General features: G+C 60.5%; 17 protein-coding genes and 1 tRNA gene. 1 reads left to right on the top strand and 17 read right to left on the bottom strand.

The features are described from left to right. Positions 1-167: 167 nt before the first annotated feature. From gabT to ACQRBT_RS08225, 10 genes are all read right to left on the bottom strand, one after another. Positions 168-1,445: a 4-aminobutyrate--2-oxoglutarate transaminase gene (gabT, locus tag ACQRBT_RS08180; protein ID WP_090367592.1), complete on the bottom strand. Its 1,278-nt coding sequence runs from the start codon at positions 1,443-1,445 to the stop codon at positions 168-170. Positions 1,446-1,624: 179 nt separating this feature from the next. Then, positions 1,625-3,067, bottom strand: coding sequence for an NADP-dependent succinate-semialdehyde dehydrogenase (gene gabD / locus ACQRBT_RS08185; protein WP_060755529.1), 1,443 nt, complete (start codon positions 3,065-3,067; stop codon positions 1,625-1,627). A 296-nt stretch (positions 3,068-3,363) separates the two neighbouring features. Continuing rightward, positions 3,364-3,678, bottom strand: coding sequence for a RebB family R body protein (locus ACQRBT_RS08190; RefSeq protein ID WP_060755528.1), 315 nt, complete (start codon positions 3,676-3,678; stop codon positions 3,364-3,366). Positions 3,679-3,728: 50 nt separating this feature from the next. Further along, positions 3,729-4,043: a RebB family R body protein gene (locus ACQRBT_RS08195; RefSeq protein ID WP_060755527.1), complete on the bottom strand. Its 315-nt coding sequence runs from the start codon at positions 4,041-4,043 to the stop codon at positions 3,729-3,731. 82 nt (positions 4,044-4,125) lie between these two features. Then, on the bottom strand, positions 4,126-4,458 hold the full coding sequence (locus ACQRBT_RS08200) for a hypothetical protein (protein WP_060755526.1): 333 nt from the start codon (positions 4,456-4,458) through the stop codon (positions 4,126-4,128). Between the two features lie 40 nt (positions 4,459-4,498). Beyond that, complete coding sequence (locus tag ACQRBT_RS08205; protein WP_060755525.1) at positions 4,499-5,125, bottom strand: hypothetical protein; 627 nt, start codon at positions 5,123-5,125, stop codon at positions 4,499-4,501. Positions 5,126-5,196: 71 nt separating this feature from the next. Continuing rightward, the gene (locus ACQRBT_RS08210) at positions 5,197-5,769 is read right to left on the bottom strand and encodes a hypothetical protein (RefSeq protein WP_412047472.1); all 573 of its coding nucleotides are present in this window, start codon (positions 5,767-5,769) and stop codon (positions 5,197-5,199) included. A gap of 18 nt (positions 5,770-5,787) precedes the next feature. Next, positions 5,788-6,015 carry a RebB family R body protein gene (locus ACQRBT_RS08215; protein ID WP_003187543.1) on the bottom strand — a complete coding sequence of 76 codons (228 nt, stop codon included), beginning with the start codon at positions 6,013-6,015 and terminating at the stop codon, positions 5,788-5,790. Positions 6,016-6,110: 95 nt separating this feature from the next. Further along, positions 6,111-6,653, bottom strand: coding sequence for an RNA polymerase sigma factor (locus tag ACQRBT_RS08220; protein WP_412047471.1), 543 nt, complete (start codon positions 6,651-6,653; stop codon positions 6,111-6,113). Positions 6,654-6,740: 87 nt separating this feature from the next. Then, positions 6,741-7,457, bottom strand: a complete 717-nt coding sequence (locus ACQRBT_RS08225) for a Crp/Fnr family transcriptional regulator (RefSeq protein WP_060755522.1) — start codon at positions 7,455-7,457, stop codon at positions 6,741-6,743. Between the two features lie 208 nt (positions 7,458-7,665). Here ACQRBT_RS08225 and ACQRBT_RS08230 point away from each other — a divergent pair. Then, a tRNA-Arg gene (locus tag ACQRBT_RS08230) sits at positions 7,666-7,742 on the top strand. Positions 7,743-7,795: 53 nt separating this feature from the next. Here ACQRBT_RS08230 and ACQRBT_RS08235 read toward each other — a convergent pair. The 7 genes from ACQRBT_RS08235 to ACQRBT_RS08265 all read right to left on the bottom strand — a co-directional run bounded on the left by ACQRBT_RS08235 (position 7,796) and on the right by ACQRBT_RS08265 (position 13,285). Beyond that, positions 7,796-8,089 (bottom strand): hypothetical protein, encoded by a 294-nt coding sequence (locus ACQRBT_RS08235; protein WP_104995165.1) that lies wholly within the window; start codon positions 8,087-8,089, stop codon positions 7,796-7,798. A 9-nt stretch (positions 8,090-8,098) separates the two neighbouring features. Next, positions 8,099-8,722: a LysE family translocator gene (locus ACQRBT_RS08240; RefSeq protein WP_412047470.1), complete on the bottom strand. Its 624-nt coding sequence runs from the start codon at positions 8,720-8,722 to the stop codon at positions 8,099-8,101. A 51-nt stretch (positions 8,723-8,773) separates the two neighbouring features. Beyond that, entirely contained in the window at positions 8,774-10,078 is a 1,305-nt protein-coding gene (locus tag ACQRBT_RS08245; RefSeq protein WP_412047469.1) for a SidA/IucD/PvdA family monooxygenase, read from the bottom strand. A gap of 9 nt (positions 10,079-10,087) precedes the next feature. Then, entirely contained in the window at positions 10,088-10,555 is a 468-nt protein-coding gene (locus ACQRBT_RS08250; protein ID WP_412047468.1) for a GNAT family N-acetyltransferase, read from the bottom strand. Then, positions 10,552-11,805: a diaminobutyrate--2-oxoglutarate transaminase gene (gene ectB, locus ACQRBT_RS08255; RefSeq protein WP_412047475.1), complete on the bottom strand. Its 1,254-nt coding sequence runs from the start codon at positions 11,803-11,805 to the stop codon at positions 10,552-10,554. Before ectB ends, ACQRBT_RS08250 begins: the two co-directional genes overlap by 4 nt. A gap of 344 nt (positions 11,806-12,149) precedes the next feature. Then, positions 12,150-12,716: a hypothetical protein gene (locus tag ACQRBT_RS08260; RefSeq protein WP_161547622.1), complete on the bottom strand. Its 567-nt coding sequence runs from the start codon at positions 12,714-12,716 to the stop codon at positions 12,150-12,152. Beyond that, entirely contained in the window at positions 12,713-13,285 is a 573-nt protein-coding gene (locus ACQRBT_RS08265) for an RNA polymerase sigma factor (RefSeq protein ID WP_411985708.1), read from the bottom strand. The genes ACQRBT_RS08260 and ACQRBT_RS08265 overlap by 4 nt, the downstream gene beginning before the upstream one ends. Between the last annotated feature and the right edge of the window lie 190 nt (positions 13,286-13,475).

Raw genomic sequence — 13,475 nt, forward strand, 5'->3', positions numbered from 1 at the left:
CACCGCCATCGGGATCAAGCCCCCTCCCACAGTGACCGCGTTAATCCTTAACTGACTGATATTAGGGCAAGCCCCCCTCCCACATTTCAACTCGGGCGTCTGTTAGGTAACCGGCGTAAAAAAACCCGCCGAAGCGGGTTTTTTCCGTCAAACAGTTCAGCGTCCGCTTACAGCTCGGAGAAGCACTCTTCGATGATTGCCAAGCCTTTGTCCAACTGCTCGTCCGGCGAGGTCAGCGGCACCAGTACGCGCAACACGTTGCCGTAGGTACCGCAGGACAACAGGATCAAGCCCTTGTCACGCGCCTTGGCCACCACCGAAGCCACGGCGGCGGCGTTCGGCTTGTGGCTGTCGCCATCTTCGAACAGCTCCACCGCAATCATCGCGCCCAGGGCACGCACGTCGCCAATCACCGGGTACTTGGCTTGAATCGCCTTCAGGCCAGTCACCAGGCGCTCGCCCACGGCCTTGCAGCGGTCCAGCAGGTGCTCTTCTTCGAACACATCCATCACGGCCAGGGCCGCGGCGCAAGCGATCGGGCTACCGGCATAGGTGCCGCCCAGGCCACCCGGAGCGATGGCGTCCATGTATTCGGCCTTGCCGCACACACCGGCCAACGGGAAGCCGCCGGCGATGGATTTGGCGAAGGTGGTCAGGTCGGCAGCGACGCCCATCTGTTCCATGGCGAAGAAAGTACCCGTACGCCCGGCACCGGTTTGCACTTCATCGGCGATCAGCAGGATGCCGTGCTTGTCGCACAGTTCGCGCAGGCGCTTCATGAAGGCTTTAGGCGCGACATAGAAGCCACCTTCGCCCTGCACCGGCTCAATGATGATGGCCGCGATATCACGAGGCTCGGCGTCGTTCTTGAAGATGCGTTCGATGCTGGCGATCGAATCATCGATGCTCACACCGTGCAGCTCATTGGGGTACAGCGCACGGAAGATGCCGCCTGGCATCAGGCCCATGCCGGCCGAGTAAGGCACCACTTTGCCGGTCAGGCCCAGGGTCATCATGGTGCGGCCGTGGTAAGCGCCGGTGAACGCGATCACGCCGGCACGGCCGGTGGCGGCACGGGCGATTTTCACGGCGTTCTCGACGGCTTCGGAACCGGTGGTGACCAGCAGGGTTTTCTTGGCGAAATCACCTGGCACCTTGGCGTTCACTTTCTCGCACAGTTCCACGTAAGGCTCGTAGGCCAGAACCTGGAAGCAGGTGTGGGTCAGCTTGTTCAGTTGCTCGGTCACGGCCGCGATGATTTTCGGGTGCACGTGGCCGGTGTTCAGCACGGCGATACCACCGGCGAAGTCGATGAACTCGCGACCTTCAACGTCGGTGACGCTGGCGTTTTTCGCGGATTCGGCGAAGATCGGGTGAATCTGGCCGACACCGCGGGGTACAGCGGCTTCGCGGCGTTTCATCAGGGAGGCGTTGGTCTTGCTCATAAAGTCCTCATTCGCCACTCATCGGGTGGCGTGGTCCAAGGCATACGTGGCGGGAGGCAACTACGGCAGCATGCGATGATCGACTGCCACAGCTTTCCCGGCCACTACGAATAACGGGGTGAAACACGCAAAGGGTCAGCGCTCTCGTGCCCTCTGCGTTTACCGCATGCTCCTGCCGGTCAGATGCCCAGGCAGAGGTATTTGATTTCCAGGTAATCCTCGATCCCGTACTTGGAACCTTCACGGCCCAGACCCGAAGCCTTGATGCCGCCGAACGGTGCCACTTCGTTAGAGATCAACCCGGTGTTGACGCCCACCATGCCGTATTCCAGGGCCTCGGCCACACGGAACACACGGCCCAGGTCGCGGGCATAGAAGTAGGAGGCCAGGCCGAACTCGGTGTCGTTGGACATGGCGATCACTTCAGCTTCGTCTTTGAAGCGGAACAGCGGCGCCAGAGGGCCGAAGGTCTCTTCCTTGGCGACGGCGGCGTCTTTCGGCACATCGACCAGGATGGTCGGCTCGAAGAAGTTGCCTTCCATCACCTTGCCACCGGCCAGCAGCTTGGCGCCTTTGCCGAGGGCATCGGCGATATGCTCCTGGACCTTGGCCACGGCTTTTTCGTCAATCAACGGACCGGTGGTGGTGCCCTCTTCGAGACCGTTGCCGATCTTGAGCTTGGTCACCGCCACCTTGAGTTTTTCCGCAAACGCGTCGTACACCGAATCCTGGATGTACAGGCGGTTGGCGCAGACGCAGGTCTGGCCGTTGTTGCGGTACTTGGAGATGATCGCGCCTTCGACGGCCTTATCCAGGTCGGCGTCGTCAAACACGATGAACGGCGCGTTGCCGCCCAGCTCCAGGGAGACTTTCTTGATGTCCTTGGCGCATTCGGCCATCAACTGGCGACCGATTTCGGTGGAGCCGGTGAAGGACAATTTACGCACGATCGGGTTGCTGGTCAGCTCGCCGCCAATATCGCCGGCGCTGCCGGTCACCACGCTCAGCACGCCTTTGGGGATACCGGCACGGTGCGCCAGCTCAACCAGGGCCAGGGCCGAGAACGGGGTTTGCGAAGCGGGCTTGATCACCATGGTGCAGCCGGCGGCCAGGGCCGGGCCGGCTTTACGGGTGATCATGGCGGCTGGGAAGTTCCATGGGGTGATGGCAGCGGTCACGCCGATCGGCTGCTTGATCACGATCAGGCGCTTGTCGGGCTGGTGGCCGGGAATCACGTCACCGTAGATGCGTTTGGCTTCTTCGGCGAACCACTCGATAAAGGACGCGGCGTAGGCGATTTCGCCCTTGGCTTCGGCCAGCGGCTTGCCTTGTTCGAGGGTCATCAGGCGGCCGAGGTCGTCCTGGTTTTCGATCAGCAGTTCGAACCAACGGCGCAGCTTGTTGGCGCGCTCCTTGGCCGTCAGCGCACGCCAGGCCGGCAGGGCCTTGTCGGCGGCTTCGATGGCGCGGCGGGTTTCCGCAGCGCCCATCTTCGGCACGGTGCCGAGGATTTCGCCCGTGGCCGGGTTGTTGACCTTGATGGTTTGACCGTTGTCCGCATCGACCCAAGCGCCATCGATAAAGGCTTGCTGGCGGAACAACTGGGTATCTTTGAGCTGCATGTCGGCTTTCCTTAACAGCACCGCGCGCACGCGGAGCGAATTAGAGTTGTTGAAAGGCGCCTTGTGGGCTGCCGTCAGGGAAATCAGCCCCAGCGCGCACGATGATCAGAAAGCGCACGGGAGACAGAGCGTTTGAAATCTCAAACGAATCCTAGGATCAATGGGGGGGCAGGGCAATAGTCTGTTCGAAAAAAAGAACGAAAACCGCGCATTTGCCGCACCTTTCGGATCAAGCGTGCAAACGACAACACCCCCGCCGCCTGTTGGGCGACGGGGGTGCCTGAAGCGGTTGCGGTTTAAGGCTGGAACGATTTGAGGATGGTCAACAGGCTGGTCAGGTTGTCGGCCACGCCGCCCTGGGCGACTTTCTCGGTGGCGGCAGCGCCTGCGGTGGTGTCGACGCTGTAGATTTGCATCACGCCCTGGTTGGTGGCGGCCTGGGCCAGGGTGTTTTGCTGCTGCTGGGCCGAGACCGAGTTCTGGAACAGGATCGCCGTGGCCTGGCCCATCGATTGGTAGATCGTGCTCATGGACATCGCCGGTGCCTCGGCAACGACCTTGACGTTGGTCTGGGTAACGGCATCGGTGATTTGCGGGCTGACAGTACTCATGGGTGAAACTCCTTTGTTAAGAAAGAACAACATCCGTTATCGCTCAGTGCTTAAGACTGGAAAGACTTGAGCACGGTCAACAGGCTGGTGAGGTTATCCGACACGCCGCCCTGGGCGACTTTCTCGGTAGCCGCCGCACCCGCCGTGGTGTCGACGCTGTAGATCTGCATCACGCCCTGGTTGGTGGCGGCCTGGGCCAGGGTGTTTTGCTGCTGCTGCGCGGACACGGCGTTCTGGAACAGAATCGCCGTGGCCTGCGCCATCGATTGATAAATGGTGCTCATCGCCATCGCCGGCGACTCGGCCACTACCTTGACGTTGGTCTGGGTGACCGCGTCGGTAATTTGTTCGTTAACAAATGCCATGATTAACTTCCTTATTGAGTACACGGTGCATTCCGTGTTCATGAATGAACGTTGCGAAACAGGCGCTGTGAAGTGTGCGGTTTCAGGAACCGGCAGCCTTGGCCAGGGCGGCCTCGATCTGCGCAATCAACTTCTGGATCTCGGCGTTCACTTCACGCTTGAGCTGCGCCCGACCGGCGCTGTCCTCAGGCGTGCTGTTCAACGCTTGGCGTACCGCCTCTTCACTCTGCTCGGCGGCCTTGCGGATCGCCTGTTCGTTGACTCTCGATTGCTCAAGTACCTGAGTGGCGCGCTTGAGGGTTTCGTCAACCACGGCCTGGGGCGTTCCGGCGAACATCTGCGGGTTGCGCAGCATCGCTTCCAGCCGTTGACGGTCATCGCTCGATAGCACTGAAGGGATGGATGGGTGGGCCATGTCGGTCTCCTTGGGCAATGTAGGGCTGGCGGCAGGCCCGCTAAAGCCGCACCTCCTGACCGTCTTCCCAGAAGCCCGCAAAGTAGAACCGCGGCGACGAATCACAGAACGTCGCGAGTTCCGCGGGCGTAATCGCCGAAGGCCGCCGATTGAAAATGGCAGGCGGTGGCGGCACCAGGTTAGCCGCGTTGTAGAGGTTGCCCACCTCATAAGCGTTGGCCGCGAATTGTGAGCAAAAGGAACTGCTGCCAATGGCTACCGATTCATTGATTCGATCCTGCAGCGAAGTGTCGGACTCCCAAGCCTTGAACGCCGAAAGCATCGCGTTCCACATGCTGTAGCGACCGTCAATTTCGCCACCGAGCTTGTCGAAATAGAACTGTTTGGCCGCTACCGCCGCCGCAAACCCCAACTCAGTGTCACGGCAGGAAAACACCATGGCGGTGCGAGGTGGTTTTTCCAGGCTCACGTCAGTCAAGGCCAAGCCACTGCCAACGCTTTCGATCACCATCGTCTTGCTCACCGCAATCGCCGGGTGGACCACATTCAGATACGTCGTGTCCTGGGAGAACACTTTGGCTTTGACCAGCTGACCGGCCTTGATAAAGGCCCGTGTCGTACTGTCGTCTTCTTGCTTCACCGAAAAGATAAGATCTCCAACGTCCATGATGTCGCTCCTCACTCAAGAAAAGTTGCTGTTGCACCGTTCCAGCAGAACGCTGGAACGCTGTGCTCGGTTCAGGCCGCTGGCGCTGCCCGGTTGGCCAAGGTGTCGGCGTACTTGGCGATGCTCTGGTCGATCTTGTCGATGGCCACGCTGGCAGCCTCGGCCTCCATCGCACCGGCTGCGGCAGCCACGGCGGCGGCCGCGCCCACCAGCAGGTCGGTGGCCAATGCGCCCAGGGCGTCTTCGGCGGCGGCCGGCAGGTTGTCCTTGACGATGTTCTCGGTCATTTGCTGCAACAGCACAGCCTGAGCCGCCAAGGCGATCTTGCTGACCCCATCGAAATAGCCCGCCGCCGATTGCGCGACCAACCCCGCCGCCTGGCTGATCATCATGTCGGCCGGCACGGCGATCTGCGCCGGTGCGTAAGCGAAATTCTGCGCATTGGTGAACTGCACCGCCTGGACGATCTGGCTGTTGAGCGCGGCGGTGCTGTCAGACGAGGGCGTGCTCGCCTGGTTGAGCAAATGCTCGTTCATGCGCGCCATGATCGAGCGAGTGGGTGACGCTGCCGGGGCGGACGCCGAGGGCTGCGTGGCGGGTGTTTCAGGCGCGGGGCTGGGCTTCTTTCTGCTGAACCATGACATGGCAAGTCTCCCCAGGGTTTAACCCTTCTCGCCAATCTGCATGATCAACGCAACGGCCTTGGAGATCACCGCGTTGGAAATCTGGTTCATCGCCTGCTGGCTGTTGACGGCGTTCTGCAACGACAAGCCTGCCGCACTGCTAGCCACCTGATACAACGACGCAATGGCCTGCGCCGGCGCCTCCGCGACCACCTTGACGTTGGTTTGGGTCACCGCGTCGGTGATCTGGCTGTTGACCTCTGTCATACATCTCTCCTTGATGGAATTCACCCGATCGGGGTGGGGGTGGCGTGACGCGCTCCTAAACTAGAACGCCTCACGCCGATGTCTGTGAACGGTATTCAGCGCAAAGCGCTGCGCAGCAATTGCACCCGCTTGCGCACCAATGGCAGCTTGACCTGCAGTTCAGCGGCGATCTGGGGGTAAGGCAGGTCATCGACAAAGCGCATCTCGAACAACCGCTGCTGTGCGACAGGCAAGCGCGCCACATGCGCCGTCACTTGCTCCAGGCGCTCATAACGCTCCACCCACTCCAGCACCGAGGCGCAGGGGGCGGCGAGCGCGGCCAGGTGATCGTGCTCAAGATCGACCGAGTCATCGAACAGTTGCCCCTCACGCTTGCCACGCCGCAGGCTGTCGAGAAACACATGGTCGAGCACGAGAAACAGAAACCCCTGAGGGTCGCGAATACGCTCAGGCGAGCGCCGAAAAAAAAGCAGGGCCTTGATCGCCGTTGCCGACAACCATTCCTGGCCCTGATCCCGGTTACCCTTGGCACGCCGCAGCGCACGCCGCTTCAACTCGCCCTGGACGGCGCGCCAACTCGTTTCAAACAAGCGGTCATCCGCCACCCATTGATCCTTGAACGGAACAGTCATCCCCATCGCAAGCACTCCTGTGCATCCTTGATGAAGGGCCAGTGTGCGAGGCACAAACAGGCGCGCGCTGTTACCTGGGGAACACCGCGAGGGCTAATTCAAGGCAGATGCCTTGCGCCGCAAATGCTCCAGGTCGTTGATCACCATCCGCTCCAGGCTGCCGCTGATCAGGCCACTGCGGCGCCACAACTGCAGTTGCACATTGAGCTTGGGGCGACTGGTATTGAGCATGGCCGCCAACACCCCTTGGTTGGCGGGCAATGACACGCTGGGCATGGCGAGGGCCAGGTCGATCTCGTCCATATTGGCCAATAGGAACCGCGCCAGCCGCGACTCCAGCCGATGCAGGCAGACCAATTCGAGCAGTTCGATGGCATGCAACAGGCGCACCATCATCAGCATCAACAGACGCCGCAGAAACACTGGTTCCTCAAACAGCGGAGCAAAATGTCGACGCCCCAGTTGCAGCAAGCGCGTCGGGCCGCCGGCAAAGGTCGAAGACTCACGACCATGGTCATTGATCAACGCCGTCTCGCCCACGACCTGCCCGGCGCCCATGCTGCCGATGATCTGCTCGCGGCCATCCGGCCCGTGTACCACCGAATAGATCCGGCCCTCCACCACCAACGCAATAAATTCGAGAGCGTCATCCTTGAAATAAAGCAGCTCACGATCAACCAGCGTGCGCTCCACCATATGGGTGGCGACGTAGCACAAGAGCGGCTCCGGCAGCCCTCGGAATAAATCGGAGCGGGCGAGCAAGGTCAGTCTCAGCGGGAGATCGAGCATCACGGTTCCTTTGGAATGCATGCGTTCACCTGGCCAGGGGGGAGGGAATTGCGGCGCCACAGCGGTGCTGGAGCCACAAGAGCAAAGCAAACAAAGGGACGTACGGTAGGAGGAGTTGTGAAAGATAATGGCAAATAGCCGCTTTTGGCCCTGACACTGCCTACGATCGCCAGTGAAAACACCGGCATGGACGCATCTGGCCGACATGGGTATGATGTCGCCCGCACAAGCATCCGTAGCTCAGCTGGATAGAGTACTGCCCTCCGAAGGCAGGGGTCGTGGGTTCGAATCCCGCCGGGTGCACCAGATATGCATGAAAAAGCCCCAAGTCGAAAGACCTGGGGCTTTTTTGTGGGTGCTCAGCACGCCCATCGAAAATCCTGAAAGTGCGCCCTCCTCGCAGGCACCGCCACCACCGGTTGCTTGCTGGCCTGCAGCGAGGCGGCATAGCTGATGCCCGGCCCCAGGCCATCGACGATCTGGAACATGCTCTCCAGGCTGCAATCCAGGATCAGGGCCATGCCCGAGTAGTCCTGGCCCGGTGTGGCCAGCGGTTCGCGCAAGGCCAGTTCATCCGGCGACAGGTCGATCAGCAACCAGCTGCGGTATTTGAAGCGCACACCTACATCCCTGAGTACTTCGTTCCATTCCATGACAAAGCCTCATCGACTGGCAATCAGTACAGGGATGGCGTTGTTCAGTGAGAACGCGACAAGGAAGACCGCCAGCCCGACGTCGATCTGCCGCGTGTACTTGAGGAACAGTGCCTTGATCGGGCCTTGGCCGAACAACAGCGCCACCAGTGAGTACCAGATGATTTCCAGGCTCGAACACAGCATGACGACCAGGACTTTATCCAGGTCCGAACGCGGTGAAGAGAGAAAGCCTGCATAGATACTGATCATGAAGGCGATGGTTTTCATATTGCTGATGTTGGTGATGACCCCCACCCGATAAGCCTTGGCAAAACTGGTCACCCCCGGCGTCGAGCTTTCGGCGGTGCCGGTGTTTTTCGCCAGCACACTTTTGATGATGCTGTAGGCGATGTACAGCAGGTACGCCGAACCGCACAGCGTGGCGACTTTGGAAAACGCCGGATACTGATGCAGCAACGCCGCCAGGCCGAGCAGGGAAATGGTCGAGAAGAACACGCCGACGGTACAGATGCCCAAGGTTGCGCCGATGCCGGTGGAGACGGACCCCAGCGAGGAAAACCGGCTGACGATGATGAAGTTGGGCCCGGGGCTGATCACCGCCAGGATGTAGATCAATGCCGCTGTAAACATAAGAACTCCTTGTAAGAAGCAGCAGCCGGCAACGGCTGCTGCCGGGTTGGATCAAGCCAACGCTTGTGTCGGTGCCTCGGTCAACGCCAGCGTCTCCTCCAGGGCCGCCAGGATGTGCTCGACCCGCAGGGAGATCAGGCTGAACGAGCCGGCATCCCCCAGGCCGTGGGAGCTTTCGCAGAGCCCGTTAAGATACACGGCGGGCAAGTCGTCCAGTGCGGTCAGGCTGTAATCGCGGTTGACCACCAGTGCCCCCTGGGTGTCGGTGCGAAACCGTCGGTGATAAGGCGCCAGCAGCGGTGGGTAGAGCTCGCCGTTTTCCTTGGCGGCGATGTCCTTGAAGCCGGTGGCGAGCACCACGGCGTCCAGTGCCAGGGTCGAGTGCGTGAGCTGGTTGACCTCCTTGAGCGCCAGTTCTACCTGCCCGGAGGCGCTTATGGACGCCTGCTCGATGGCAACATTGTTGAGAATGTGGATGCGCTGTTTGCCCTGCAGTTTTTCTTCATGGATGCGCACATACAGCGCATTGATCACATCCTCATCGGCCGAGCTGTAGTTCGTCCCGCGCAGCTGCTTGTCCACCCGTGCCTTGGCCTCGGGTGGCAGGTTGAAGTAGTAATCGATGAACTCCGGAAAATACACCTTGTCGCTGAACGGGCTGGTGTCCTTGAGGCGGAAGCTGAAGCTGCGGTGCAACGAATAGATATCCTTGTCCGGAAACCTGGCGGTCAGGTCGAGCACAATTTCCACCGCGCTCTGGCTGGAGCCCACCACGCCGATGCGTTGCGCAGTCGGCGGCAAAGCATGAATACGCTCCAGGTAATGGTTAAGGTGGAACACCTGCGGGCCAGGCAGGCCATCGAACACCGCCGGAATGTTCGCCGTGCGCCCAGTGCCCAGCACCAGGCTGCGCCCGTAGATGACCCGCTGATCATTGTAGGTGACCTTCCATACGGGCTCGCCTTTGACGTTCAGCGGCTCGACGCGCCGGGCGAACGCCGATGATTCGACACTACCCAGAAAATGCCCGGCCACCCACTTGATGTATTCGGCGTACTCGCGCCGCAGCGGATAGGTCAGCGGCAAGTTGAGGTAGTCGAACAGGCGGCCGGTTTCTTTCAGGTAATTGACGAAGCCATAGCGGCTGCGTGGGTTGCGGGGTGTCACCAGATCCCGCAGAGGGTTGTTCTGGATATCCGAGCCGCTGAGCAACATCTCATCCTGCCAGTCCGGAGCCTGTTTGGCGTCCAGGAAGCGGTAGGTCAAGGGTGAGGTGGCTTCTTCGAGCGCGATGGCCAGCGCCAGGTTGGAGGGGCCGAAGCCGATCCCGACGATATCGTAAATAGTCTCTGACATGGAAAGCTCCTATCCTTGGGCGCGGGCGAGTGGAAGATGGTAATAGTGGTAGGCCGTGTTCTCGATAAAACCAAAGCGCGCATATAAGTTTCTCGCCCGTGGATTATCTTCGGCGCCTTCAATAAACAACTGTTTGGCATGAGTGCTCAGCGCAAAGTTGCGCGCCGCCGTCAACAAGGCCAACCCAACTCCCGCACTGCGCTTGGAAGCTTCTACATATAAGTCATTCAATATCCAGAGACGCTCCAGCGTGACACTGGAAAAACTCGGGAAGAGTTGGGTAAAACCGATCACTTCGTTATTTATCTCGGCCACGATAATGATCGACTCGCCCAAAAAGAACCGTTGCTGGATAAAGGCCAGTGACCGCGACAAGTCGGGGGCCTCACCATAGAACTCACGGTATTTGTCCAGCAGCGGCGCGATGGCCTGCGCGTCATCCAGGGACGCATGTCGGGTAACAATCGCTTGGCTCATGGCGCGGTTACCTCGGCGAAAGCTTGCTCCAGTATCTGCAGGCCCTGGGTAATCTGCGCCGGGGTGATGGTCAGCGCCGGGAGGAATTTGAGCACCTGATCGTCAATGCCCGACGTCTCAATGATCAACCCTCGCAGGTAGGCCTTGGCCGCGATTCGTTGCGCCAGGCTCTTGTCTTCAAACTCGAGCCCCCTGAAGAAACCACGCCCCTTGAGACGGTTGGGCGCCTTGGCGGCGAAGTGTTGGGAAAGCGCCGCCAGCGACGCTTGCAGGAAGTCGGCCTTGGCTTTCAACGCTTGGGTAAAACCGGCGTCGCGCCAGTAGTGCTCGATCACCGCTTTGCCCGTGACGAAGGCCAGGTTGTTGCCCCGGAACGTACCGTTGTGCTCGCCCGGCTCCCACACGTCCAGATGCGGCGCGAGCAACACCAGGGCCATGGGCAAGCCGTAGCCACTGATGGATTTCGACAAGGTCACGATATCCGGCGTGACCCCCAGGGCTTCAAAGCTGAAAAAGTCACCGGTACGGCCGCAACCGGCCTGGATGTCATCGATGATCAGCAGGATGTCGTGGGCCTGCGCGATGCGCTGTACAGCCTGCACCCATGCGGCCGAGGCACTGTTCACTCCGCCCTCGCCCTGCACGGTTTCCAGCACGATCGCCGCCGGCTTGTCGATACCACTGCCGCTGCGCAACATGTCGGCCAGGTAGTGCGAAGTGTCCACGTTGTCGCCGAAATACTGGTCGTACGGCATGAACGTCACGTTGCTCAGGGTGACCCCGGCCCCGGCACGCTTGCGTGGGTTACTGGTCAAGGCGAGGCTGCCCAGGGACATGCCATGGAACGCGTTGGTGAACGCCACGACGTTCTGGCGCCCGGTGTACTTGCGCGCCAGCTTGATGGCCGCCTCCACCGCGTTGGTGCCGGTTGGCCCAGGAAACTGCACCTTGTAACGCAGGTTGCGCGGCGCCAGGATGTGCTCCTCGAACGCGGTCAGGAAGGCCTTTTTGGCCGTGGTCTTGAAGTCCAGGCCATGGGTGATGCCATTGTCGGCGATGTACTCCAGCAGCGCAGCCTTTAACACCTTGTTGTTATGCCCGTAGTTCAGGGCACCGGCTCCACTGAAAAAATCGATGAATACCTGACCCTGTTCACTGGTCAGGGTCGAGCCTTCAGCGGTATGGAAAGTGTCGGTAAAGTCCCGGCAATAAGAGCGTACGTTGGATTCTTTACGCTCGAAAATATCCAGGGGTTGTTGAATCTCAGAGACCACCGTGTTTGCCAGCGAGTCATTTAGCGTAGCCGTCATGTAAGGCACCGTTTATCAATCCAATTGAATGGACTTTCAACAGGTAGAGCGATTTCCCAGTGGCCATGTAGCGAATGCTGAGAAGACTTTAATCCCTTGAAGTCCGCATGCAACTTTTCATCCTATGAAACATGACCCGCTCTGTTGGCCAGCAGGAACAATGACGTCTTTCGCTGATTAAACTAGCAGCAATTGTAAGCGCCGCGACTAATTATAAATTCATATGCTTATGACCCGTTGCCCAGAGGCTGGCGATGGCCGCGGAAGATGCCATCGCCACAGGCTCATCGAGACTGCAATGCCTTTAGCTGCTCCTCGATATTTTGCGAGGGAAAGCGTTGCTTCAACTCGGCCAGTTTGGCCGTCGCAGCCGCTTCGTCCCCTGCCGCACGCAAGCGCAATACTTCCAGCAGCCCCTGCTCCAGCGGCTGCGGCGCGGTTCGTTTGGCCAGTTTGCCTTGGGGCAACGCCTCACTTCGCTGCGGGGCACTGTAAGACTCGGCCTGGGGCGGTGCACTCATAGGCGCAGGCGCAGACAGCGCCGCCGGCGCCGCCAGGCGCCCCTGTGGGCCCTGTGGCCCCTGTGTATCGAGGTCGAGCTCGGTGGTACGCATCACCACGCCGAGCATCAATGCCACGCCGGCAACCGTGGCGAACGCCATTTGCCAACGCGGCTGACGGCAGGCACGGCTCCAGCGCTGCCACAGGCTGAGCTTGGGCGCAGGCACCTCGCGGCGCGCGGTGGCCAGGATGAAGGCATCCAGCGACGCAGGCGGCTCGCCAATGCTGTGTTGACGCACATGCTGGATCAGCAGGTCGTCGGAATCCGGGGTCTGTCGGGAGTCGGTCATACAGGTATCTCCTCGGCCAGCAGGCGGCGCAGTTTCTGCTGGGCGTAACGCAGGCGGCTTTTTACGGTTTCCAGCGGGGCGCCGGTGAGGGCGGCAATTTGCGGCACTTCAAGGTCGCCGTGCAGGCGCAGCAGGAAGACTTCGCGCTGGTCTTCGGGCAGGTCTTGCAACGCGGCGTCGAGGCGCGCCTGGTCGCGGCTCAGGCTCAGTTGCTGCTCGGGGCCGGCGCTGTCGTCGGCCTGGGCGTGCAGCTGTTCATCGTAACTGTCGTGTAAAGGGTTGTGGATGCCATGCTTGCGCCAATGGTCGATCAGGCGATTACGGGCGATCTGAAACAACCACGTACGAAAACTTGCCCGGCCCTGGGGTTGGGTGGTGCTGCGGATCAGGCTGAGCCAGGTGTCCTGATAGATTTCTTCGGCCAGTTCAGCCTTGTTGCTCAGGGACACGAGGAACCGGTACAGGCCCTGACGGTGCCGCGCATAGAGCCCTTCAAAGGCGGCGGCATCACCGGAGCGGTAACGGGCCAGCAGCGATTCGTCGCTGGGTGAGTCGTGTGGAACGGCCATGGGGTGGGCGAACTCCTTTCTGTCAATCGAAGCTGATCTAACGGTGGGAGGGGGGTAGTGAGCGGGCTTGCCCCGCGCTGGGTGGCGCAGCCGCCCCAAACCCAGGCACCTCGGTTTTTCTGAAACACCACGGCGTTCCGTTGGGGCGGCTTCGCCACCCAGCGCGGGCAAGCCCGCTCACTACAGGTTA

This window comes from Pseudomonas sp. R19M (assembly GCF_050312585.1).
Classification (GTDB): Bacteria; Pseudomonadota; Gammaproteobacteria; order Pseudomonadales; family Pseudomonadaceae; genus Aquipseudomonas; species Aquipseudomonas palleroniana.